Annotated in this window: 20 protein-coding genes and 1 pseudogene; 15 read left to right on the top strand and 6 right to left on the bottom strand. The window is 65.9% G+C overall.

From position 1 onward, the window contains the following. The first annotated feature begins 160 nt into the window (after window positions 1–160). Window positions 161–1,525, top strand: coding sequence for a multicopper oxidase family protein (locus RTW82_RS09095; RefSeq protein WP_316924880.1), 1,365 nt, complete (start codon window positions 161–163; stop codon window positions 1,523–1,525). 2 nt (window positions 1,526–1,527) lie between these two features. Next, window positions 1,528–2,013, top strand: a complete 486-nt coding sequence (tadA, locus tag RTW82_RS09090) for a tRNA adenosine(34) deaminase TadA (RefSeq protein ID WP_263400101.1) — start codon at window positions 1,528–1,530, stop codon at window positions 2,011–2,013. Between the two features lie 40 nt (window positions 2,014–2,053). On the opposite strand, the gene mltF is transcribed toward tadA, so the two are convergent. Further along, the gene (gene mltF, locus RTW82_RS09085) at window positions 2,054–3,511 is read right to left on the bottom strand and encodes a membrane-bound lytic murein transglycosylase MltF (RefSeq protein WP_316924879.1); all 1,458 of its coding nucleotides are present in this window, start codon (window positions 3,509–3,511) and stop codon (window positions 2,054–2,056) included. Window positions 3,512–3,734: 223 nt separating this feature from the next. On the opposite strand from mltF, the gene purL reads away from it, so the two are divergent. The 3 genes from purL (at window position 3,735) to RTW82_RS09070 (ending at window position 8,455) form a co-directional block, all read left to right on the top strand. Continuing rightward, the gene (gene purL / locus RTW82_RS09080; RefSeq protein ID WP_316924878.1) at window positions 3,735–7,631 is read left to right on the top strand and encodes a phosphoribosylformylglycinamidine synthase; all 3,897 of its coding nucleotides are present in this window, start codon (window positions 3,735–3,737) and stop codon (window positions 7,629–7,631) included. Continuing rightward, window positions 7,609–7,923: a CDGSH iron-sulfur domain-containing protein gene (locus RTW82_RS09075; protein WP_316924877.1), complete on the top strand. Its 315-nt coding sequence runs from the start codon at window positions 7,609–7,611 to the stop codon at window positions 7,921–7,923. The genes purL and RTW82_RS09075 overlap by 23 nt, the downstream gene beginning before the upstream one ends. Window positions 7,924–8,137: 214 nt before the next feature. Next, entirely contained in the window at window positions 8,138–8,455 is a 318-nt protein-coding gene (locus tag RTW82_RS09070) for a YqfO family protein (protein ID WP_316924876.1), read from the top strand. A gap of 152 nt (window positions 8,456–8,607) precedes the next feature. Here RTW82_RS09070 and RTW82_RS09065 read toward each other — a convergent pair whose 3' ends face one another. Continuing rightward, window positions 8,608–9,111: a murein L,D-transpeptidase family protein gene (locus RTW82_RS09065; protein WP_021220802.1), complete on the bottom strand. Its 504-nt coding sequence runs from the start codon at window positions 9,109–9,111 to the stop codon at window positions 8,608–8,610. A 40-nt stretch (window positions 9,112–9,151) separates the two neighbouring features. Further along, a complete protein-coding gene (locus tag RTW82_RS09060; RefSeq protein WP_316924875.1) occupies window positions 9,152–9,706 on the bottom strand; it encodes an NUDIX hydrolase in 555 nt (184 codons plus the stop codon). Between the two features lie 156 nt (window positions 9,707–9,862). On the opposite strand from RTW82_RS09060, the gene RTW82_RS09055 reads away from it, so the two are divergent. The 5 genes from RTW82_RS09055 (at window position 9,863) to RTW82_RS09035 (ending at window position 13,384) form a co-directional block, all read left to right on the top strand. Next, window positions 9,863–10,465, top strand: a complete 603-nt coding sequence (locus tag RTW82_RS09055) for a CoA pyrophosphatase (RefSeq protein ID WP_043240158.1) — start codon at window positions 9,863–9,865, stop codon at window positions 10,463–10,465. A 181-nt stretch (window positions 10,466–10,646) separates the two neighbouring features. After that, entirely contained in the window at window positions 10,647–11,171 is a 525-nt protein-coding gene (locus tag RTW82_RS09050; RefSeq protein ID WP_043240160.1) for a gamma carbonic anhydrase family protein, read from the top strand. Continuing rightward, the gene (locus RTW82_RS09045; RefSeq protein ID WP_271103878.1) at window positions 11,171–11,371 is read left to right on the top strand and encodes a DUF1289 domain-containing protein; all 201 of its coding nucleotides are present in this window, start codon (window positions 11,171–11,173) and stop codon (window positions 11,369–11,371) included. The genes RTW82_RS09050 and RTW82_RS09045 overlap by 1 nt, the downstream gene beginning before the upstream one ends. A gap of 58 nt (window positions 11,372–11,429) precedes the next feature. Beyond that, window positions 11,430–12,611, top strand: coding sequence for a formate-dependent phosphoribosylglycinamide formyltransferase (purT, locus tag RTW82_RS09040; RefSeq protein WP_263400095.1), 1,182 nt, complete (start codon window positions 11,430–11,432; stop codon window positions 12,609–12,611). Next, a complete protein-coding gene (locus tag RTW82_RS09035; protein ID WP_316924874.1) occupies window positions 12,608–13,384 on the top strand; it encodes an SGNH/GDSL hydrolase family protein in 777 nt (258 codons plus the stop codon). Before purT ends, RTW82_RS09035 begins: the two co-directional genes overlap by 4 nt. Before the next feature lie 17 nt (window positions 13,385–13,401). Here RTW82_RS09035 and RTW82_RS09030 read toward each other — a convergent pair whose 3' ends face one another. From RTW82_RS09030 to RTW82_RS09020, 3 genes and pseudogenes are all read right to left on the bottom strand, one after another. Continuing rightward, a complete protein-coding gene (locus tag RTW82_RS09030; protein WP_184487531.1) occupies window positions 13,402–14,715 on the bottom strand; it encodes an MFS transporter in 1,314 nt (437 codons plus the stop codon). A gap of 289 nt (window positions 14,716–15,004) precedes the next feature. Beyond that, window positions 15,005–15,643, bottom strand: a pseudogene (locus RTW82_RS09025) (transporter associated domain-containing protein); the annotation flags it as partial. Window positions 15,644–15,827: 184 nt separating this feature from the next. After that, the gene (locus RTW82_RS09020) at window positions 15,828–16,628 is read right to left on the bottom strand and encodes an inner membrane protein YpjD (RefSeq protein WP_021220793.1); all 801 of its coding nucleotides are present in this window, start codon (window positions 16,626–16,628) and stop codon (window positions 15,828–15,830) included. Between the two features lie 157 nt (window positions 16,629–16,785). Here RTW82_RS09020 and ffh point away from each other — a divergent pair, with 157 nt between their 5' ends. From ffh to rplS, 5 genes are all read left to right on the top strand, one after another. Continuing rightward, the gene (gene ffh, locus RTW82_RS09015) at window positions 16,786–18,162 is read left to right on the top strand and encodes a signal recognition particle protein (RefSeq protein ID WP_021220792.1); all 1,377 of its coding nucleotides are present in this window, start codon (window positions 16,786–16,788) and stop codon (window positions 18,160–18,162) included. A 194-nt stretch (window positions 18,163–18,356) separates the two neighbouring features. Beyond that, window positions 18,357–18,608 (top strand): 30S ribosomal protein S16, encoded by a 252-nt coding sequence (rpsP, locus tag RTW82_RS09010; RefSeq protein WP_021220791.1) that lies wholly within the window; start codon window positions 18,357–18,359, stop codon window positions 18,606–18,608. Window positions 18,609–18,616: 8 nt separating this feature from the next. Next, window positions 18,617–19,153, top strand: coding sequence for a ribosome maturation factor RimM (rimM, locus tag RTW82_RS09005; protein ID WP_021220790.1), 537 nt, complete (start codon window positions 18,617–18,619; stop codon window positions 19,151–19,153). Between the two features lie 10 nt (window positions 19,154–19,163). Then, window positions 19,164–19,916 (top strand): tRNA (guanosine(37)-N1)-methyltransferase TrmD, encoded by a 753-nt coding sequence (trmD, locus tag RTW82_RS09000; protein WP_043240177.1) that lies wholly within the window; start codon window positions 19,164–19,166, stop codon window positions 19,914–19,916. Window positions 19,917–19,958: 42 nt separating this feature from the next. Beyond that, a complete protein-coding gene (gene rplS, locus RTW82_RS08995; RefSeq protein ID WP_043240180.1) occupies window positions 19,959–20,309 on the top strand; it encodes a 50S ribosomal protein L19 in 351 nt (116 codons plus the stop codon). The last annotated feature ends 62 nt before the right edge of the window (window positions 20,310–20,371 follow it).

Raw genomic sequence — 20,371 nt, 5'->3', positions numbered from 1 at the left:
GCATCTGGCCACGGCCCGGCGCTGCCCTGATGCACAGGGGCTGTGCCAGAATGTGCCACCCGTGAGCCGGCCCATGCAGGCCGGCCCTTCCTGTCGCCGCAGAGCGACAACGCACCGCCTGATGGCCCCGCGAAGCATTACTCACAGGAGCCTGGATTCCGTGTCATTCACCCGCAGACAGATTCTCGGTGGCCTGGTCGGCCTCGGCGTGGTCGGCTTGGGCGCCGGCGGCGCCCGCTACTGGCTGGGGCGCAGCCTCGACGCCAAGACCCACGACTACGAACTGATCGCCGCCCCGCTGGACCTGGAGCTGGTCTCCGGTCACGTCACCCCGGCCTGGGCCTATGGCGGCCAGGCACCCGGCCTGGAGCTGCGCTCGCGCCAGGGCGACTGGCTGCGCGTGCGCTTCATCAACAAGCTCGACGAGCCCACCACCATCCACTGGCACGGCATCCGCCTGCCCCTGGAGATGGACGGCGTGCCCTATGTCTCGCAGCTGCCGGTGCTGCCGGGCGAGTATTTCGACTACCGCTTCCGCACCGATGACGCCGGCAGCTTCTGGTACCACCCGCACCTGTCCAGCGCCGAGCAGCTGGGGCGCGGCCTGGTCGGCCCGCTGATCGTCGAGGAGCGCGAGCCCAGCGGCTTCCGCCACGAGCGCGTACTCAGCCTGAAGACCTGGCACGTGGACGAGGAGGGCGCCTTCACCCAGTTCAGCGTGCCCCGCGAGGCGGCCCGCGAAGGCACCCGGGGTCGCCTGACCACCATCAACGGCACGCCGGCGCCGACCCTCGAACTGCCCGCCGGGCAGGTGGTGCGCCTGCGCCTGCTCAACCTCGACAGCACCATCACCTACCGGCTGAACATGCCGGGTGCGGAGGTGCGCATCTATTCGCTGGACGGCCACCCGGTGGCGCCGCGCGACCTGGGCAAGGAGTACTGGCTCGGCCCGGGCATGCGCATCGAGCTGGCGCTCAAGGTGCCCGCCGCCGGCCAGGAACTGCCGCTGCGCAACGGGCCGCTGCGCCTGGCGACCCTGAAGAGCGTCGCCACCGAGGAGGCTGCCGGCGACTGGCCGCCCGCGCTGCCGGCCAACCCGGTGCCGGAGCCGGACCTGGAGAAGGCCGAGACCCTCAGCTTCAAGTTCGAGTGGGCGGCGACCCTGACCAGCGCCGCCGGCCGGCCGAGTAACTACTGGCAGATCAACGGCAAGGCCTGGGACATCCAGGATAAGACCTGCGCCGACCGCCCCATCGCCACATTGAAGAAGGGCGGCCACTACATCTTCGAGCTGCGCAACATGGCCCAGTACCTGCACCCGATCCACCTGCACGGCATGGCTTTCAAGGTGATCGGCTCGGACCGCAAGGCCATCATTCCCTACTTCACCGACACCTACCTGCTGGGCAAGAACGAGACCGCGCGCATCGCCCTGGTGGCCGATAACCCCGGCGTGTGGATGTTCCACTGCCACGTCATCGACCACATGGAGACCGGCCTGATGGCCGCGATCGAGGTGGCCTGAGGATGCGCCAGCCGATGATCGTCGACCGCAGCCGTGACGAGGACTTCATGCGTGAAGCCCTGGCGCTCGCCGCCGAGGGCGCGGCCCTGGGCGAGGTGCCGGTCGGCGCGGTGCTGGTGCAGGACGGCCAGGTGATCGGGCGCGGCTTCAATTGCCCGATCTCCCGTCACGACCCCAGCGCCCACGCCGAGATGGTCGCCATCCGCGATGCGGCGCTGGCGGTGGAAAACTATCGGCTGGTGGGCAGCACCCTCTACGTGACCCTGGAGCCCTGCAGCATGTGCGCCGGGCTCATCGTCCATTCGCGGGTGGCGCGGGTGGTCTACGGCGCCACCGAGCCCAAGGCGGGGGTGGCGATCAGCCGTGGGCAGTTCTTCACCCAGGACTTCCTCAACCACCGGGTGCTGGTGGAGGGGGGGGTATTGGCGACGGAGTGCGGGGCGATCCTCAGCGAGTTCTTCAAGATGCGGCGTTCGCTGAAGGGCTGAGGGGGCGGTATCCGCTAGCTGCTTTCAGGCGCTTAGAGACTCAGAGCGGCGGGGTGTCTTCGCTGGGCTTGCGCTTGTCGATGCCGGGAACGTGCAGGTTGCTTTCGGCCACCTGCGAGCCTTCCATCTGCGGCTGGGTCACCCAGGTGAGGATGTCGTAGTAGCGGCGGATGTTCTGCACGAAGTGCACGGTCTCGCCACCGCGGGCATAGCCGTAGCGGGTCTTGCGGTACCACTGCTTCTGCGACAGGCGCGGCAGCATCTGCTTCACGTCCAGCCACTTGTTCGGGTTCAGGCCTTCGGCCTCGGCCAGCTTGCGCGCATCCCCCAGGTGGGCGATGCCGATGTTGTAGGCGGCCAGGGCGAACCAGGTGCGGTCCGGTTCCACCAGCTCATCGGCCAGCCCCTGCTTGATCATGCCGAAGTACTTGCTGCCGCCGACGATGCTCTGCTTGGGGTCCAGGCGGTTGGCCACGCCCATGGCCTTGGCGGTGTCCTGGGTCAGCATCATCAGGCCGCGCACGCCGGTCTTGGAGGTGGCGGTGGGCTGCCAGAGGGATTCCTGGTAGCCGATGGCGGCCAGCAGGCGCCAGTCCACCTGATTGTCCTGGGAGGCCTGGCGGAAGTGCTGTTCGTATTTGGGCAGGCGCTGCTGCAGGTGCTTGGCGAAGGTGTAGGCGCCGACATAGCCGAGTACGTCGACATGGCCGTAGTAGCGATCCTTGAGGCGCTGCAGGGTGCCGTTTTTCTTGGCCTTGTCGAGGAAGCCGTTGACCTCGTTGAGCAGGCTGTCGTCCTCGCCGGGGGCGACCGCCCAGGCCAGGTTGCTGGCATCGCCCAGGTCGAAGGCGACGCGCACGTTGGGGAAGTACACCTGGTTCATCGCCAGTTCGTTGGAGTCCACCAGGGTCAGGTCGATCTGCCCTTCATCGACCATGCGCAGCAGGTCGACGATCTCCACTTCGTCGGATTCCTCGTACTTCAGCTCCGGGTACTGCACCTTGAGCGCGGCCAACTGCTCGGCGTGGCTGCTGCCCTTGAGCACCAGGATGCGCTGGCCGACCAGGTCTTCCGGGCGAGTGGGGCGTCGCTCGCCATTGCGGTAGATGACCTGCGGCGTGACTTCCAGGTACGGATGGGAGAAGCGCGATTCGTGCTGGCGTGCGTCGCTGGCCACCAGGCCGGCGGCGGCGAGCACCGGGCCGTTGGCCTGGCCGAGGCGGGCGAAGAGGTCGTCGAGGTTGTCGGCGGTCTCGATCTGCAGTTCGACGCCCAGGTCGTCGGCGAAGCGTTTCACCAGCTCGTACTCGAAGCCGGTTTCGCCATTGCGGTCCTGGAAATAGGTGGCCGGACTGTTACGGGTGACCACGCGTAGAACACCCTCCTCCTGAATGCGCTCGAGGGTGGACGGCTGTTTACAGCCTCCGAGCAGCAGGAGGATTCCGGTCGCCAATAGCCAGACGGCACGACGCTTGCGGAACACGGGTGGGGTGAACATCGGCGCAGTATACGCAAACCCCGATCCTTGCCATATCTCGACAGTGGAAATCTTCTCTGCTAGCCGCAGGCCCCCGGGGGAGGGCGTTTGCGGCCGGCGGGCGCTTGCCCTGCCGCTCCTCGGATGGCCGCTTCGAGCGCGACGGCACGGGTGCCGGAATCAGGCGCTTTGCGCTAGAATGCACGGCCTCTAAGCACACCCCTTCCCAGAGGCTGTCCAGAAGATGTTGATCCTGCGCGGTGCCCCCGCCCTTTCCGCTTTTCGCCACGGCAAACTGCTCGAGCAACTGACCCAGAAGGTTCCCGCCGTCACCGGTCTGTATGCCGAGTTCACCCACTTTGCCGAAGTCACCGGCGTGCTCACCGCCGACGAGGAAAAGGTCCTGGCGCGTCTGCTCAAGTATGGGCCCAGCGTCCCGGTGCAGGAGCCTGCGGGCCGCCTGTTCCTGGTCCTGCCGCGCTTCGGCACCATCTCGCCCTGGTCGAGCAAGGCCACCGACATCGCCCGTAACTGCGGCCTGGCCAAGATCGAGCGCATCGAGCGCGGCATCGCCTACTACGTGGCTGGCCAGTTCTCCGATGCCGAAGCGCAGCTGATCGCCAGCGCCCTGCACGACCGCATGACCCAGCTGGTGCTGGGCGCCCTGGAAGAAGCTTCCAGCCTGTTCAGCCACGCGCAGCCCAAGGCGCTGACCGTGGTCGACATCCTCGGCGGTGGCCGCGACGCACTGGCCCGCGCCAACGTCGAGCTGGGCCTGGCCCTGGCCGAAGACGAGATCGACTACCTGGTAAAGAGCTTCAACGAGATGGGGCGCAACCCCCACGACGTCGAGCTGATGATGTTCGCCCAGGCCAACTCCGAGCATTGCCGCCACAAGATCTTCAACGCCAGCTGGGATATCGACGGCCAGGCGCAAGAGAAGAGCCTGTTCGGCATGATCAAGAACACCTACGAGATGAACAGCGAAGGCGTTCTGTCCGCCTACAAGGACAACGCGTCGGTCATCGAGGGCTTCACCGCCGGACGCTTCTTCCCCAACCCGGGTACCCGCCAGTACGGCGCGACCGAGGAAGCGGTGCACATCCTGATGAAGGTGGAAACCCACAACCACCCGACCGCCATCGCGCCCTTCCCCGGTGCCTCCACCGGCTCCGGTGGCGAGATCCGCGACGAAGGCGCTACCGGTCGTGGCGCCAAGCCCAAGGCCGGCCTGACCGGCTTCACCGTTTCCAACCTGCAGATCCCCGGTTTCGAGCAGCCCTGGGAGAAGCCCTACGGCAAGCCCGAGCGCATCGTCACCGCGCTGGACATCATGATCGAAGGCCCGCTGGGCGGCGCCGCGTTCAACAACGAATTCGGCCGCCCCGCGCTGAACGGCTACTTCCGTACCTTCGAGCAGGCCATCGACACCCCCCACGGCGAAGAAGTACGCGGCTACCACAAGCCGATCATGCTCGCCGGCGGCATGGGTAACATCCGCGCCGAGCACGTGCAGAAGGGCGAGATTTCCGTTGGCGCCAAGCTGATCGTCCTCGGCGGCCCGGCCATGCTCATCGGCCTGGGCGGCGGTGCTGCTTCCTCCATGGCCACCGGCTCCAGCTCCGCCGACCTGGACTTCGCGTCCGTCCAGCGCGACAACCCCGAGATGGAGCGTCGCTGCCAGGAAGTGATCGACCGCTGCTGGCAGCTGGGCGCCGAGAACCCCATCAAGTTCATCCACGACGTCGGTGCCGGCGGCATCTCCAACGCCCTGCCGGAACTGATCAACGACGGTGGCCGCGGCGGCCGTTTCGAACTGCGTGCCGTGCCCAACGACGAGCCGGGCATGAGCCCGCTGGAAATCTGGTGTAACGAGTCCCAGGAGCGCTACGTGATGTCGGTGGACGCCGCCGACTTCGAGCGCTTCAAGGCCATCTGCGAACGCGAGCGCTGCCCCTTCGCGGTGGTCGGCGAGGCCATCGAGGAGCCGCACCTGACCGTCGCCGACAGCCACTTCGGCAACAAGCCGGTGGACATGCCGCTCAACGTCCTGCTCGGCAAGCCGCCGCGCATGCACCGCAGCGTCAGCCGCGAAGCCGAGCAGGGCGATGACTTCAACGCCGCCAGCGTCGACATCGCCGATGCGGTGAGCCGTGTGCTGCGTCACCCGGCCGTGGCCAGCAAGAGCTTCCTGATCACGATTGGCGACCGCACCATCACCGGCCTGGTCGCCCGCGACCAGATGGTCGGCCCGTGGCAGGTTCCGGTGGCCGACTGCGCCGTCACCGCCACCAGCTTCGACGTCTACACCGGCGAGGCGATGGCCATGGGCGAGCGCACTCCGCTGGCCCTGCTGGACGCCCCGGCCTCGGGCCGCATGGCGGTCGGCGAGACCGTCACCAACCTGGCCTGTGCCAGCATCGAGAAGATTTCCGATATCCGCCTGTCCGCCAACTGGATGGCCGCTGCCGGCCACCCGGGCGAGGACGCGCGCCTGTACGACACGGTCAAGGCCGTGGGCATGGAGCTGTGCCCGGCGCTGGGCATCACCATTCCGGTGGGCAAGGACTCCATGTCCATGAAAACCCGCTGGCAGGACGAGGGTGTGGACAAGTCCGTCACCTCGCCGCTGTCCCTGGTGATCACCGGCTTCGCCCCGGTGCAGGACATCCGCCGCACCCTCAACCCGCAACTGCGTCTGGACAAGGGCGAGACCGACCTGATCCTGGTCGACCTCGGCCGCGGCCAGAACCGCATGGGCGGCTCCATCCTCGCGCAGACCTTCGCCAAGCTCGGCCAGGCCGTGCCGGACGTCGACGACGCCGAGGACCTCAAGGCCTTCTTCGCCGTGATCCAGGGCCTGAACCAGGACGGCCTGCTGCTGGCCTACCACGACCGTTCCGACGGCGGCCTGCTGACCACTGTGCTGGAGATGGCCTTCGCCGGTCATTGCGGCCTGGACCTGCAACTGGACGCCCTGGCCGATGCCGCCGACGAGCTGCCGGCCGTGCTGTTCAACGAAGAGCTGGGTGCGGTCATCCAGGTCCAGCAGGGCGCCACGCCGGAAGTGCTGGCCCAGTTCAGTGCCGCTGGCCTGGGCGACTGCGTGGCCGTGATCGGCCAGCCGGTCAACGGTGCCGATGTCGCTATTTCCTTCAACGGCGAGCCGGTGTTCGCTGGCGAGCGCCGCCTGCTGCAGCGCCAGTGGGCCGAGACCAGCTACCAGGTCCAGCGCCTGCGTGACAATGCCGCCTGCGCCGACCAGGAGTTCGACGTCCTGCTGGACGAAGACAACCCCGGCCTGTCGGTGAAGCTCAGCTTCGACGTCAACCAGGACATCGCCGCTCCTTATATAAAGAAGGGCGCGCGTCCCCAGGTCGCCGTACTGCGCGAGCAGGGCGTCAACGGCCAGGTGGAGATGGCCGCGGCCTTCGACCGTGCCGGCTTCGCCGCCATCGACGTGCACATGAGCGACATCCTCGCCGGCCGCGTCAGCCTGGAAGAGTTCAAGGGCCTGGTGGCCTGCGGTGGCTTCTCCTACGGTGACGTGCTCGGCGCCGGTGAGGGCTGGGCCAAGTCGGTGCTGTTCAACGCCCGTGCCCGTGATGGCTTCCAGGCCTTCTTCGAGCGCAAGGACAGCTTCGCCCTCGGCGTGTGCAACGGTTGCCAGATGATGTCCAACCTGCACGAGCTGATCCCCGGCAGCGAGTTCTGGCCGCACTTCGTGCGCAACCGCTCCGAGCAGTTCGAGGCCCGCGTGGCCATGGTCCAGGTGCAGGAGTCGGCGTCGATCTTCCTGCGTGGCATGGTCGGTTCGCGCATGCCCATCGCCATCGCCCACGGTGAAGGCCATGCCGAGTTCGAAAGCGAGGAAGCCCTGCTGGAAGCCGATCTTTCCGGTTGCGTGGCCATGCGCTTCGTCGACAACCACGGCAAGGTCACCGAAGGCTACCCGGCCAACCCGAACGGCTCGCCCCGTGGCATCACCGGCCTCACCAGCCGCGATGGTCGCGTGACCATCATGATGCCGCACCCGGAGCGCGTGTTCCGTGCCGTACAGAACTCCTGGCGCCCCGACGAGTGGCAGGAAGACGGCGGCTGGCTGCGCATGTTCCGCAATGCCCGCGTCTGGGTCGACTGACGACGCCGGCGAGCGCCCTCTCTCCGCAACGGGGGAGGGCGCGTCGCTACCGGAGGTGCGCCGGGTCGAGCCCGGCGCCACTCTGCTGCTGTGCCGCTGCGGGCATTCGCCCCGGCTTCCCGATTGCCCTTCCGACTGCCGACAGGGCCTCTCGCTTTACATCGAACGCCAGCAATTACTCATCCTCTGCCGCTGTGGCCTCTCCCGACGCCTGCCGTACTGCGATGGCAGCCACGCCCCTGCTGCGCCTTCGCTGAAGGACAAGTGGCGGCGGTTCTGGCAGGGCGACTGATCGCCCACACGGCTCGCAACCCCACCGCAAAGCACTCCGCACGACAGCGGCCTTATGGCCAACGGCTCTATCCCTGCGCTGAACACTTTGACCGGCGGTCAGTCGAATGCCGGTATCGTGACGCTGGTCGCGACAAAGTATTGGCGAATGGCCATCGTCCGATGGCATCATCTGGCCACTAGCGTCCAGCCTGTAATTGCCTACGGAGTAATTGATGTACAAGCTGTGCTTCTACGTTCCGGAATCCCATCTGGAGCCGGTCAAGAAAGCGGTCTTCTCGGCGGGGGGCGGCCGCATCGGCGCCTATGACAGTTGCTGCTGGCAAAGCCTGGGGCAGGGCCAGTTCCGCCCGCTGGCCGAAGCCGATCCCTTTATCGGCCAGGCCGGCCGGGTGGAGCATGTATCCGAGTGGAAGGTGGAGATGGTGGTGGCCGACGAGCTGATCCACGATGCCGTGCGCGCCCTCAAGCAGGTCCACCCCTATGAGACGCCGGCCTATGAGGTCTGGCGCCTGTCCGACCTGGTGTTCTGACTCCGTACTGGGTTGCCGCCCGGCCTTTGTAGGGTGGGTAGAGCGCAGCGAAACCCACCGTCTTAGCGCTGTGGCTCGCCCGGCGTGTGCGGGGCATTGCCAATAAAAAAGGCGCCTCAGGGCGCCTTTTCATGTCTGCCGCTCCCCTCACATCAGGGGCGGATCTCGATCAGCGTGCCGTCCTTCACCAGGCTCCAGATCTCGCGCATGTCGGCGTTCTTCATGGCGATGCAGCCCTCGGTCCAGTCCAGGGTGTGGAAGTACCACTCAGGGTACTCCTCGTCCAGCGGGGTGCCGTGGATCATGATCATGCCGCCGGCGGGCACGCCCTTGTCACGGGCCTGCAGGGAGTCGCGGGCGTTGGGGTAGGAGATGTGCATGGCCAGGTTGTACTTGTCGCTGGTCTTGCGCCAGTCGATCCAGTAGAAGCCTTCCGGCGTGCGCTGGTCGCCCTCGCGCAGCTTCGGCCCCTTGGGCTGCTTGCCCAGGGAGATGCGGTAGCTCTTGAGGATGTTGCCGCGGTTCATGAGCAGCAGCTTGCGCTCGGACTTGACCACCAGCACCTTGTCGATGCCCTTGCCTTCGAGGCTGGGGGCGGCGCTGGCGTGGGACAGGGAGGTAAAGCAAAGGATCAAGGCAACGAGCAACCAGCGCATTTCTACAGCATCCCCAGAGTGTTCGAATTCGGCAGTACGGTCAGGCTTTCTTGTAGTAGGCCAGTAAGGGCGCCAATGGCTCGTTGCGGACCGGATAGACCTGCTCGACACGGTCGGCGAAGTAGCATTCTAAGGTACGCCCGACAGTCGGAAAAGCCAGCTCGGACCAAGGGATGTCGGCTTCGTCGAAGAGTTTCACTTCCAGGCTTTCCTCGCCGGCCGAGAAGTCCAGGTCCTCCAGTTCAGCCAGGAAGAAGGTGTACACCTGGCTGATGTGCGGCAGGTCGAACAGGGTATAGAGCTGCAGGTTGCGCACCCGCGCGCGGGCCTCCTCGGCGGTCTCGCGGGCGGCGGCCTGTTCCATGGTCTCGCCGTTCTCCATGAAGCCGGCGGGCAGGGTCCAGTAGCCCTTGCGCGGTTCGATGGCGCGGCGGCACAGCAGCACCTGCTTGCCCCAAACCGGTACGCAGCCGGCGACGATGCGCGGGTTCAGGTAGTGAATGGTGTGGCATAGCCCGCAGACATGGCGCAGGCGGTTGTCGCCTTCGGGAATGCGCTGGATCACGGGGCCGCCGCACTGGCTGCAGAATTTCATCGGGAATCCTCGGGGTCGAGGGCGCAATCTTGGCGCGGCTCGTGCCTCGACGGCAAGCGGGACGGGGGCTGCGCTTGCCTCGAACGTCGGTTCGGGGGTTGGGTGGCCTGCGGGTTCGTGCCATGATGCCCGGCAGAATAAAAGCCGAGACTGTCCATGTTGGATGACCTGCACCGCCGTGTGCGGAGCTACTCCCCGAAGACGCTGGTGACCGACCGCACGTTCCCCGAGGCGGCGGTACTGGTGCCCATCACCCGCAGCGCCGAACCCGAGCTGGTGCTCACCCTGCGCGCCAGCGGCCTGTCCACCCACGGTGGCGAAGTGGCCTTCCCTGGTGGCCGACGTGACCCCGAGGACCGCGACCTGATCCACACCGCCCTGCGCGAGGCGGAGGAGGAGATCGGCCTGCCGCCTGGCCTGGTCGAGGTGATCGGCCCGCTCAGTACCCTGGTCTCGCGCCATGGCATCCAGGTCACGCCCTATGTCGGCTTCGTGCCCGACTACGTGGAGTACAAGGCCAACGACGGCGAGATCGATTCGGTCTTCAGCGTGCCCCTGGAGTTCTTCCGCAGCGACCCCCGCGAGATGACCCACCGCATCGACTACCTCGGCCAGAGCTGGTACGTGCCGAGCTACCAGTTCGGCCAGTACAAGATCTGGGGCCTTACCGCGATCATGGTGGTGGAGCTGGTCAACCTGGTCTTCGATGCCGGCATCGAGCTGCGCGAGCCGCCGGCCACCTTCGTCAAACTCAGCTAAACCCCGTATGTCAGGCCGTTGAAAAGCGTGGACGAGGCCGCCGATGCAAGGCGAAAGCGGCCGAGAAAGCGCAGTTTACGCGGTGTAAATGAGCAATTGATCGGACTCGCGCATGAGCGTGTTTTCAACGCGGCAGCGGCAACGCAGTTAGTTTTTCAACCGCCTGATAGAGGAGCGTCTGATGAAATACCGCTTGGGCAACGCCCGTGTCGAAACCCATCCCGACAGCTGGATCGCCCCCGACGCGGCGGTGATCGGCAAGGTCCGTCTCGACGCTGGCGCCAGCGTCTGGTTCGGCGCCGTACTGCGCGGCGATAACGAACTCATCCATATCGGCGAGAACAGCAATGTGCAGGACGGCACCGTCATGCACACCGACATGGGCTTCCCGCTGAACATCGGCAAGGGCGTGACCATCGGCCACAACGCCATGCTCCATGGCTGCACCGTCGGCGACTACAGCCTCATCGGCATCAACGCCGTGATCCTCAACGGCGCCAAGATCGGCAAGTACTGCATCATCGGCGCCAATGCCCTGATCCCCGAAGGCAAGGAAATTCCCGATGGCTCGCTGGTCATGGGTTCGCCCGGTAAAATAGTCCGCGAGCTGACCGAGCAGCAGAAGAAGATGCTCGAAGGCAGCGCCGCGCACTACGTGCACAACGCCCAGCGTTATGCACGGGAACTGGTCGAACAGGAAGATTGATGGAACGTGAACGCCCCGTCGCTTCGCCCTGCGTGCATGTCTGCGCGCTGGACGATGACGATATCTGCACCGGCTGCCAGCGCAGCGTCGACGAGATCACCCGCTGGGGACGCATGGACAACACCGAGCGCCGCGAGGTGCTGGTGCGCTGCATGGAGCGTGCGCGGGCCGGTGGCCAGTTCCTGATCCAGCCCCACTGAAGCGGCGGCACCTGCCCGCCGCCCGAGCGAATACCTTTCATCTTTCGAGGAAACACCGATGCCCCGTATTGGAACCCCGCTGTCGCCGAGCGCGACCCGTGTACTGCTCTGCGGCTCTGGCGAGCTGGGCAAGGAAGTGGTGATCGAGCTGCAGCGCCTGGGCGTCGAAGTGATCGCCGTCGACCGCTACGAGAACGCGCCGGCCATGCAGGTCGCCCATCGCAGCCACGTCATCAGCATGCTCGACGGCGAGGCCCTGCGCCGCGTCATCGAGCTGGAGAAGCCGCACTACATCGTGCCGGAGATCGAAGCCATCGCCACCGCCACCCTGGTGGAGCTGGAGGCCGAAGGCTACACCGTGATCCCCACCGCGCGCGCTGCGCAGCTGACCATGAACCGCGAAGGCATCCGTCGCCTGGCGGCCGAGGAGCTGGGCCTGCCCACCTCGCCGTACCACTTCGCCGACACCTTCGAGGATTACTGCGCCGGCGTCGCCAGCGTCGGCTACCCCTGCGTGGTGAAGCCGATCATGAGCTCCTCCGGCAAGGGCCAGTCGGTGCTCAAGAGCGACGACGACCTGCAATACGCCTGGGATTACGCCCAGGAAGGCGGCCGCGCCGGCAAGGGCCGCGTGATCGTCGAAGGCTTCATCGACTTCGAATACGAAATCACCCTGCTCACCGTGCGCCATGTAGGTGGCACCACCTTCTGCGCGCCCATCGGTCACCGCCAGGTGAAGGGCGACTACCACGAATCCTGGCAGCCCCAGGTGATGAGCCCCAAGGCCCTGGCCGAGTCCGAGCGCGTGGCCAAGGCCGTGACCGAGGCCCTGGGCGGCCGTGGCCTGTTCGGCGTCGAGCTGTTCGTCAAAGGCGACGAGGTGTGGTTCAGCGAAGTGTCGCCGCGCCCCCATGACACCGGCCTGGTCACCCTGATCTCCCAGGAGCTGTCCGAGTTCGCCCTGCATGCCCGCGCCATCCTCGGCCTGCCGATCCCGGTGATCCGCCAGTCCGGCCCGTCGGCCTCGGCGGTGATCCTGGTGGAAGGCAAATCCACCGAGATGAGCTTCGGCAACCTCTCTGCGGCCCTGGCCGAGCCGGACACCGCGCTGCGCCTGTTCGGCAAGCCGGCAGTGGACGGTCAGCGTCGCCTCGGCGTGGCCCTGGCCCGCGACGAGTCCACCGACCTGGCCCGTGCCAAGGCGACCCGCGCGGCCCAGGCCGTCGACGTCAAGCTGTGAGCCGAGGGGCCGGGCTGCTCTGGTGGGCATCGGCGCTGGCGCTGATGCCCCTGGTGCTGCCCCAGGCCCTGTACACCAAGCGCACCGCCCTGCGCCTGGCCCCTGCCGCTGGCCCCGATCATGGGCTGGCGGGAGTGGAATTTGCGGGCGAGCCCCTGCGCATCCTTCTGATAGGCGAATCCACGGTCGCTGGTGTCGGTGTCTCCTGCCTGCAACTGGCCTTGCCGGGGCAACTGGCGGCGGCGCTTTCCCGGCAGTTGCAGCGCCCGGTGGCCTGGCGCGCCTGTGGCGAGAACGGCATCACCGCGAGCGAGGCTTGTGAGCGCCTGTTGCCGCAGGTGCAAGACGAGCCGGTGGACCTGGTGCTGCTGGTCTTCGGTGTCAACGACACCACCCATTTCAGTTCCACCGCTACCTGGCGCGAATCCCTGCGACGGCTGGCTGCCCCCTTCATGGCGCGGGGCGTCGAGGTGGTGTTCGCCGCCGTTCCTCCCTTGCAGCACTTCAGTGCCTTGCCCTGGTTGCTGCGCCGCCTGCTGGGCTGGCGTGCGCGCCTGCTCGACACACAGGTGCGGGCATTGGCCGACGAGCTGGGAGCCGAGCACTGCGCGGCGAGCATCACCATGCAGGCCGACTACCTGGCGCTGGACGGCTATCACCCGTCACAGCTGGGGTGTTCGGTCTGGTGCGGCTTGCTGGCGGAGTGGATCGTGCGGGCGGGGAGGGTGGCGCCGGCTGCCAGCCGCCTCGTCGAAGAGACGGCTGGAGCCTGACGCCCAGGGGCGAGGTCTTAGCGCACCGCGCCCAGGTCGTCGTCGCGGGTTTCCTTGAGGCAGAGCACCGCCAGCAGGCTGAGTGCCGCCGCCACCGATACGTAGCCACCGACCCAGGACAGGCCGCCCATGGCCACCAGCTTCTGGGCGAAGAAGGGCGCCACCGAGGCGCCGACTATGCCACCGAGGTTATAGGCCGCCGAGGCGCCGGTGTAGCGCACGTGGGTGGGGAACAGCTCTGGCAGCAGTGCGCCCATGGGGGCGAAGGTCACGCCCATGAGGAACAGTTCGATGCTGAGGAACAGGGTGACCGAGAGGGTCGAGCCCTGGGTCAGCAGCGGCTGCATGGCGAAGCCGGAGAGGATCGCCAGCGTACAGCCCACGATCAGCACCGGTTTGCGCCCGTAGCGGTCGCTGAGCCAGGCCGACAATGGCGTCGCCGCCGCCATGAACAGCACGGCGAAGCACAGCATGCCGAGGAAGCTTTCGCGGCTGTAGCCGAGGCTGCCCACGCCGTGGCTGAGGGAGAACACAGTGGAGATGTAGAACAGCGCGTAGCACACCACCATCGCCAGGGCACCGAGGAGAATGGGGCGCCAGTGGCTGCCGAAGGCTTCGAGCACCGGCATCTTCACCCGCTCGTGCTGGGCCATGGCCTTGGCGAAGACCGGCGTCTCCTCCAGCTTCAGGCGCACGTAGAGGCCGACCATCACCAGCGCAGCGCTGAGCAGGAAGGGGATGCGCCAGCCCCAGGCGCGGAACTGCTCGTCGCTCAGGCACAGGGCCAGGGTGAGGAACAGGCCGTTGGCGGCGAGAAAGCCGATGGAGGGGCCGAGCTGGGGGAACATGCCGAACCAGGCGCGCTTGCCGGGTGGGGCGTTCTCGGTGGCCAGCAATGCCGCGCCACCCCACTCGCCGCCGAGGCCCAGGCCCTGGCCGAAGCGCAGCAGGCAGAGCAGGATCGGCGCCCAGGCACCAATGGTGTCGTAGCCGGGCAGCACGCCGATCAGGGTGGTGGAGGCGCCCATCAGCAGCAGCGAGGCGACCAGGGTCGACTTGCGCCCGATGCGGTCGCCGAAGTGGCCGAACAGTGCCGAACCCAGCGGCCGGGCGAGGAAGGCGATGCCGAAGGTGAGGAAGGCCGAGAGCATCTGCGCGGTGCCGGATGTCTGCGGGAAGAACACCGGGCCTATCACCAGGGCGGCGGCCGTGGCGTAGATGTAGAAGTCGTAGAACTCGATGGCGGTGCCGATGAAGCTGGCGGTGGCGACGCGGGCCGGCGAGTTGGCCGGTGTCGCGCTTGCGGTGTCGCTCAGGGTGGCGGTGGTCATCAGTGGGTCCCCTGTCAGTTGTCGCGGCCATCACGGCCCGACGGAGTCTCATGGCTGTCGTGTTGTGCTGAGGGAAGGGGATGATGCGGCGGGTCGCCGGACCAGGGGCCTTGCTGGCTGCGGACGGGCCTGTGGGGCCGTGGCAGGTGGTTCTCAGGCGGTCAGCGGGGCTGGCCGATGGCGCGTGGGCGGATAGCCGCGGCGGCCGAGGGGGCTGGGTAAGCCCGCGGGGATTATAGGAAGCGGCGGAAAACCACGGCAAGGGACCTCGACCAAGGTCGCAGGGGTGTCAGGCGCGCCAGGCCAGCACGCGCTGTACGCGGTTCTCGCCGGACTGGAGGATCTCCAGGCGGTAGGGGCCGATCTTCAGGCACACGCTGGTGTCGGGAATCTGCTCCAGGGCCTCGGTGATCAGGCCGTTGAGGGTCTTCGGCCCTTCGCAGGGCAGGTGCCAGCCGAGCACTCGGTTGAGTTCGCGCAGGTGCAGGGAGCCGTCCAGCTCGAAGCGGCCGTCTTCCTGGGGCTGGATCGCCGGGTTGGGGGCGAGGTCGTCGAGGCTGCCGAATTCGCCGATCAGCTCCTGGAAGATGTCCTCCAGGCTGACCAGGCCGATCACATCGCCGTACTCGTCGACGACGATGCCGACCCGGCGCTGTTCCTTCTGGAAGTTCACCAGCTGGGTGAGCAGCGGGGTGCTTTCCGGCACGAAGTAGGTTTCGCGGCAGGCCGCCAGCAGGTCTTCGGCGCTGACGCCGTCCTGGGGCAGCAGGCGGGCGACCTGACGGATGTGCAGGATGCCTTCGATCTGGTTGATGTCTTCGCGGTACACCGGCAGGCGCGTATGGGTGGCGGTGCGCAGCTGTTCGAGGATGCGTTCTGGCGACTGGCTGACGTCGATGCCCTGGATCTCGCTGCGCGGAATCATGATCGCGGCGATGGACACGCGCTGCAGGGCTTCGGTGAGCGAGGAGGGCAGGCGCGGCGTCGCTTCGGGCTCGACCTGCACCGGGGCACGACGTCGACGGGAGAGGCTCCAGGCCAGCACGGCGCCGGCGAGGGATGCGAGCAGCAGGCCGAGCAGCAGCCCGGCGATCAAGCCGTCGATGGGCATCTCAGATATGCAGGATGAATTCGCGGACCAGCTTGCTACCGAAGTAGGCAAGCATCAGCAGGCAGAAGCCCGCCAGGGTCCAGCGGATGGCCTTGTGCCCGCGCCAGCCGAGCTGGTGGCGGCCCCACAGCAGTACGGCGAACACCACCCAGGCGATGCACGACAGGATGGTCTTGTGCGCCAGGTGCTGGGCGAACAGGTTGTCGACGAACAGCCAGCCGGAGAGCAACGACAGCGACAGCAGGGACCAGCCGGCCCAGAGGAAGCCGAACAGCAGGCTCTCCATGGTTTGCAGTGCCGGGAAGTTGCGGATCAGTCCCGAGGGGTGCTTGTGCTTGAGCTGGTGGTCCTGGAGCAGCAGCAGCAGCGACTGGAACACGGCGATGGTGAGCATGCCGTAGGCCAGGATCGACAGCAGGATATGCGCCAGGATGCCTGGCTCCTCGTCGATCGCCTGCACCGTCCCGGAGGGGGCGAAGGCGGCCAGCAGGACGGTCAGCATTCCCAGTGGCAACAGCAGCAGGAGCAGGTTCTCCACCGGTATCCGGGCAATGGCCAGCAGTGTGAGGAAGATCACGGCTGCGGCAATCAGGCTGGCGGCGTTGAAGAAGTCGAGGGTCAGGCCCACCGGGGTGATCAGCTGGATATAAAGGCTGAGCGCATGGGCGACGAGTGCCAGGGAGCCGACCAGAACCAGCAGGCGCTTGTCCGGCGTGGTGCGCTGGCGAAGGCGCAGGCCCTGGTAGGTGGTGGCGCCGGCATAAAGGAAGGCAGCCAGGAGGCTGGGCAGCAGAGGGTGCATAAGTCCTTGTAAGGCAAGCCCGAAAGGCGCTGAGTTTGGCACAGATGAGGGGGCTCACGAAAGACCGCAGGCGGTGTCGGCGCTGGCGACACTTCGCTATAATCCGCCGCTTGCCGCAAGCTCACCCTCGGTTCGGACGAACCTGAAAGGAACGTGCATGTTCGAAAATCTTACAGACCGCCTCTCGCAGACGCTGCGCCATGTCACCGGCAAGGCCAAGCTGACCGAGGACAACATCAAGGACACCCTGCGTGAAGTGCGCATGGCCCTGCTCGAGGCCGACGTGGCCTTGCCCGTGGTCAAGGACTTCGTCAACAAGGTCAAGGAACGCGCCGTCGGTACCGAGGTATCGAAGAGCCTGACGCCGGGCCAGGCGTTCGTGAAGATCGTCCAGGCCGAGCTGATCGAGCTGATGGGCGTGGCCAACGAAGACCTGTCCCTGGCTGCCGCCCCGCCCGCCGTGGTGCTGATGGCCGGCCTGCAGGGTGCGGGCAAGACCACCACCGTCGGCAAGCTCGCGCGCTTCCTCAAGGAGCGCAAGAAGAAGTCCGTGCTGGTGGTGTCGGCCGACGTCTACCGCCCGGCGGCGATCAAGCAGCTGGAAACCCTGGCCGCCGATATCGGCGTGACCTTCTTCCCCTCCGACATCAGCCAGAAGCCGGTGGACATCGCCGAGGCCGCGATCCGCGAAGCCAAGCTGAAGTTCATCGACGTGGTGCTGGTGGACACCGCCGGCCGCCTGCACATCGACGGCGAGATGATGGCCGAGATCCAGGCGCTGCACGCGGCGATCAAGCCGGTGGAAACCCTGTTCGTGGTCGACGCCATGACCGGCCAGGACGCAGCCAACACCGCCAAGGCCTTCGGTGAAGCGCTGCCGCTCACCGGTGTGGTGCTGACCAAGGTCGACGGTGACGCCCGTGGCGGTGCCGCGCTCTCCGTGCGTGCCATCACCGGCAAGCCGATCAAGTTCCTCGGCATGGGCGAGAAGAGCGAAGCGCTCGATCCCTTCCACCCGGACCGCATCGCCTCGCGCATCCTCGGCATGGGTGACGTGCTCAGCCTGATCGAGCAGGCCGAGCAGGGCATGGACCGCGAGAAGGCCGAGAAGCTCGCGAAGAAGATCAAGAAGGGCAAGGGCTTCGACCTCGAAGATTTCCGCGACCAATTGCAGCAGATGAAGAACATGGGCGGCCTCGGCGGCCTCATGGACAAGCTGCCCATGCTCGGTGGCGTCAACCTCGCGCAGATGGGCAATGCCCAGGGCGCGGCGGAGAAGCAGTTCAAGCAGATGGAAGCGATCATCAACTCGATGACGCCGCTGGAGCGCCGCGACCCTGAAGTCATCAGTGGGTCGCGCAAGCGCCGTATCGCCCTCGGCTCCGGCACCCAGGTGCAGGACGTCGGCCGGCTGATCAAACAGCACAAGCAGATGCAGAAGATGATGAAGAAGGTCACCGCCAAGGGTGGCATGGCCAAGATGATGCGCGGCATGGGCGGCATGTTCCCCGGCGGCGGCATGCCGAAGATGTAAGTGAAAGCGCTGCAAGCGATCAGTTGCCGGGCCTCCGGCAGCTTGAAATCTGCGGCTTGCAGCGACCACCGACAGGTGGCTGGTAAAAGAGATTTGCAATCGGCCGCATAATCTTTAGAATATGCGGCCTTTCGGGCCCATGGCCCATGTGTGTGCACAGCTTGAAAAGCACCGACCTATAGGAACGAAGTTCAATGGTAACCATCCGTCTTGCTCGTGGCGGCTCCAAGAAGCGCCCCTTCTACCACCTGACCGTGACCAACAGCCGCAATGCGCGCGACGGTCGCTTTGTTGAGCGTATCGGTTTCTTCAACCCGGTCGCCTCGGGTGCCGAAGTGAAGCTCTCCGTGAATCAAGAGCGCGCCACCTACTGGCTGAGCCAGGGCGCCCAGCCGTCTGAGCGCGTTGCTCAGCTGCTGAAGGAAGCTGCCAAGGCTGCTGCCTAAGCAACTTTATGAGCACGACGCCGGCACAGGCCGAGGACCTCATCGTTCTTGGCAAGATCTTTTCGGTGCATGGCGTACGGGGCGAGGTGAAGGTGTATTCCTTTACCGATCCGCTGGATAACGTGCTCGATTACCGCCGTTGGACGCTTAAGCGCGACAACGAGGTAAAGCAGGTCGAAGTGGCCAGTGGACGCTTGCACGGCAAGGTCCTGGTAGCAAAGCTGAAGGGTCTCGATGATCGCGAAGTCGCTCGTACTTTCGCGGGCTTCGACATTTGCGTGCCCCGCAGCGAGCTGCCGGAACTCGAAGGTGACGAGTACTACTGGCATCAGTTGGAAGGTCTCAAGGTCATCGACCAGCAGGAGCAATTGCTCGGCGTCGTCGATCATCTGCTGGAGACCGGCGCCAACGACGTGATGGTGGTCAAGCCCTGCCCCGGCAGCCTCGATGACCGTGAGCGCCTATTGCCCTATACGGCGCAATGCGTGCTGACGATCGACCTGGAAACAGGCGAGATGCGGGTGGATTGGGACGCTGACTTCTGAGTTGCATGACATGAAAAGCATGCAGGTCGAGGTCATCAGCATCTTTCCGGAGATGTTCGCCGCCATCAGCGAATACGGCATTACCAGCCGAGCGGTAAAGCAGGGTCTGCTCAAGCTGACCTGCTGGAACCCGCGGACCTTCACCGAGGACCGCCACCAGACGGTGGACGATCGGCCCTTCGGCGGCGGCCCAGGCATGGTGATGAAGATACAGCCCCTGGAGCGGGCCCTGGCAGCAGCCAAGGCGTCGGCCGGGGAGCAGGCGAAGGTGATCTACCTTTCGCCGCAGGGCCGCCAGCTCAAGCAGGAGGCCGTGCGCGAACTGGTGCAATCGGAATCCATGATTCTGATCGCCGGTCGCTACGAAGGTATCGACGAGCGCTTCATCGAAGAGCACGTCGACGAAGAATGGTCGATTGGCGACTACGTATTGTCCGGCGGTGAGCTGCCGGCAATGGTGCTGATCGACGCGGTGACGCGGTTGTTGCCCGGTGCACTGGGCCATGCGGACTCCGCAGAGGAAGACTCGTTCACGGACGGCCTCCTCGATTGCCCGCACTACACCCGGCCTGAGGTGTACGCGGACAAGCGTGTTCCTGATGTGTTGCTTAGTGGCAACCACGAACACATCCGGCGTTGGCGTTTGCAGCAGTCCCTTGGTCGGACCTGGGAACGTCGTGCCGATCTTCTGGATAGCCGCTCGCTTTCTGGAGAAGAGAAGAAGCTGTTGGCGGAATACATCCGTCAGCGGGACGATAGTTAACGTATCGATGGCAGGCCGGTGGCTTGTCTTAGGAGCGCAGCGATGACCAACAAGATCATTCAGCAAATCGAAGCTGAACAAATGAACAAAGAGATCCCGGCTTTCGCCCCCGGCGACACCGTGATCGTGCAAGTGAAAGTAAAGGAAGGCGACCGTCAGCGTCTGCAGGCCTTCGAAGGTGTTGTCATCGCCAAGCGTAACCGCGGCCTGAACAGCGCTTTCACCGTTCGCAAGATCTCCAACGGCGTAGGCGTAGAGCGTACTTTCCAGACCTACTCCCCGCTGGTTGACAGCCTGAGCGTCAAGCGCCGCGGTGACGTGCGCAAGGCCAAGCTGTACTACCTCCGCGACCTGTCCGGCAAGGCAGCTCGCATCAAGGAGAAGCTGGTCTAAGGACTGCTTCCCTCAAAAGCCCGCCCCGGGAAACCGCGGCGGGCTTTTTGTTGGGCCGAAGA

The sequence above is a fragment of the Pseudomonas sp. zfem005 genome (genome assembly GCF_032621735.1).
Taxonomy (GTDB): domain Bacteria; phylum Pseudomonadota; class Gammaproteobacteria; order Pseudomonadales; family Pseudomonadaceae; genus Metapseudomonas; species Metapseudomonas solani.
Note: the sequence above shows the minus strand (reverse complement) of the source record. Positions and strands in the feature narration are given on the sequence as shown.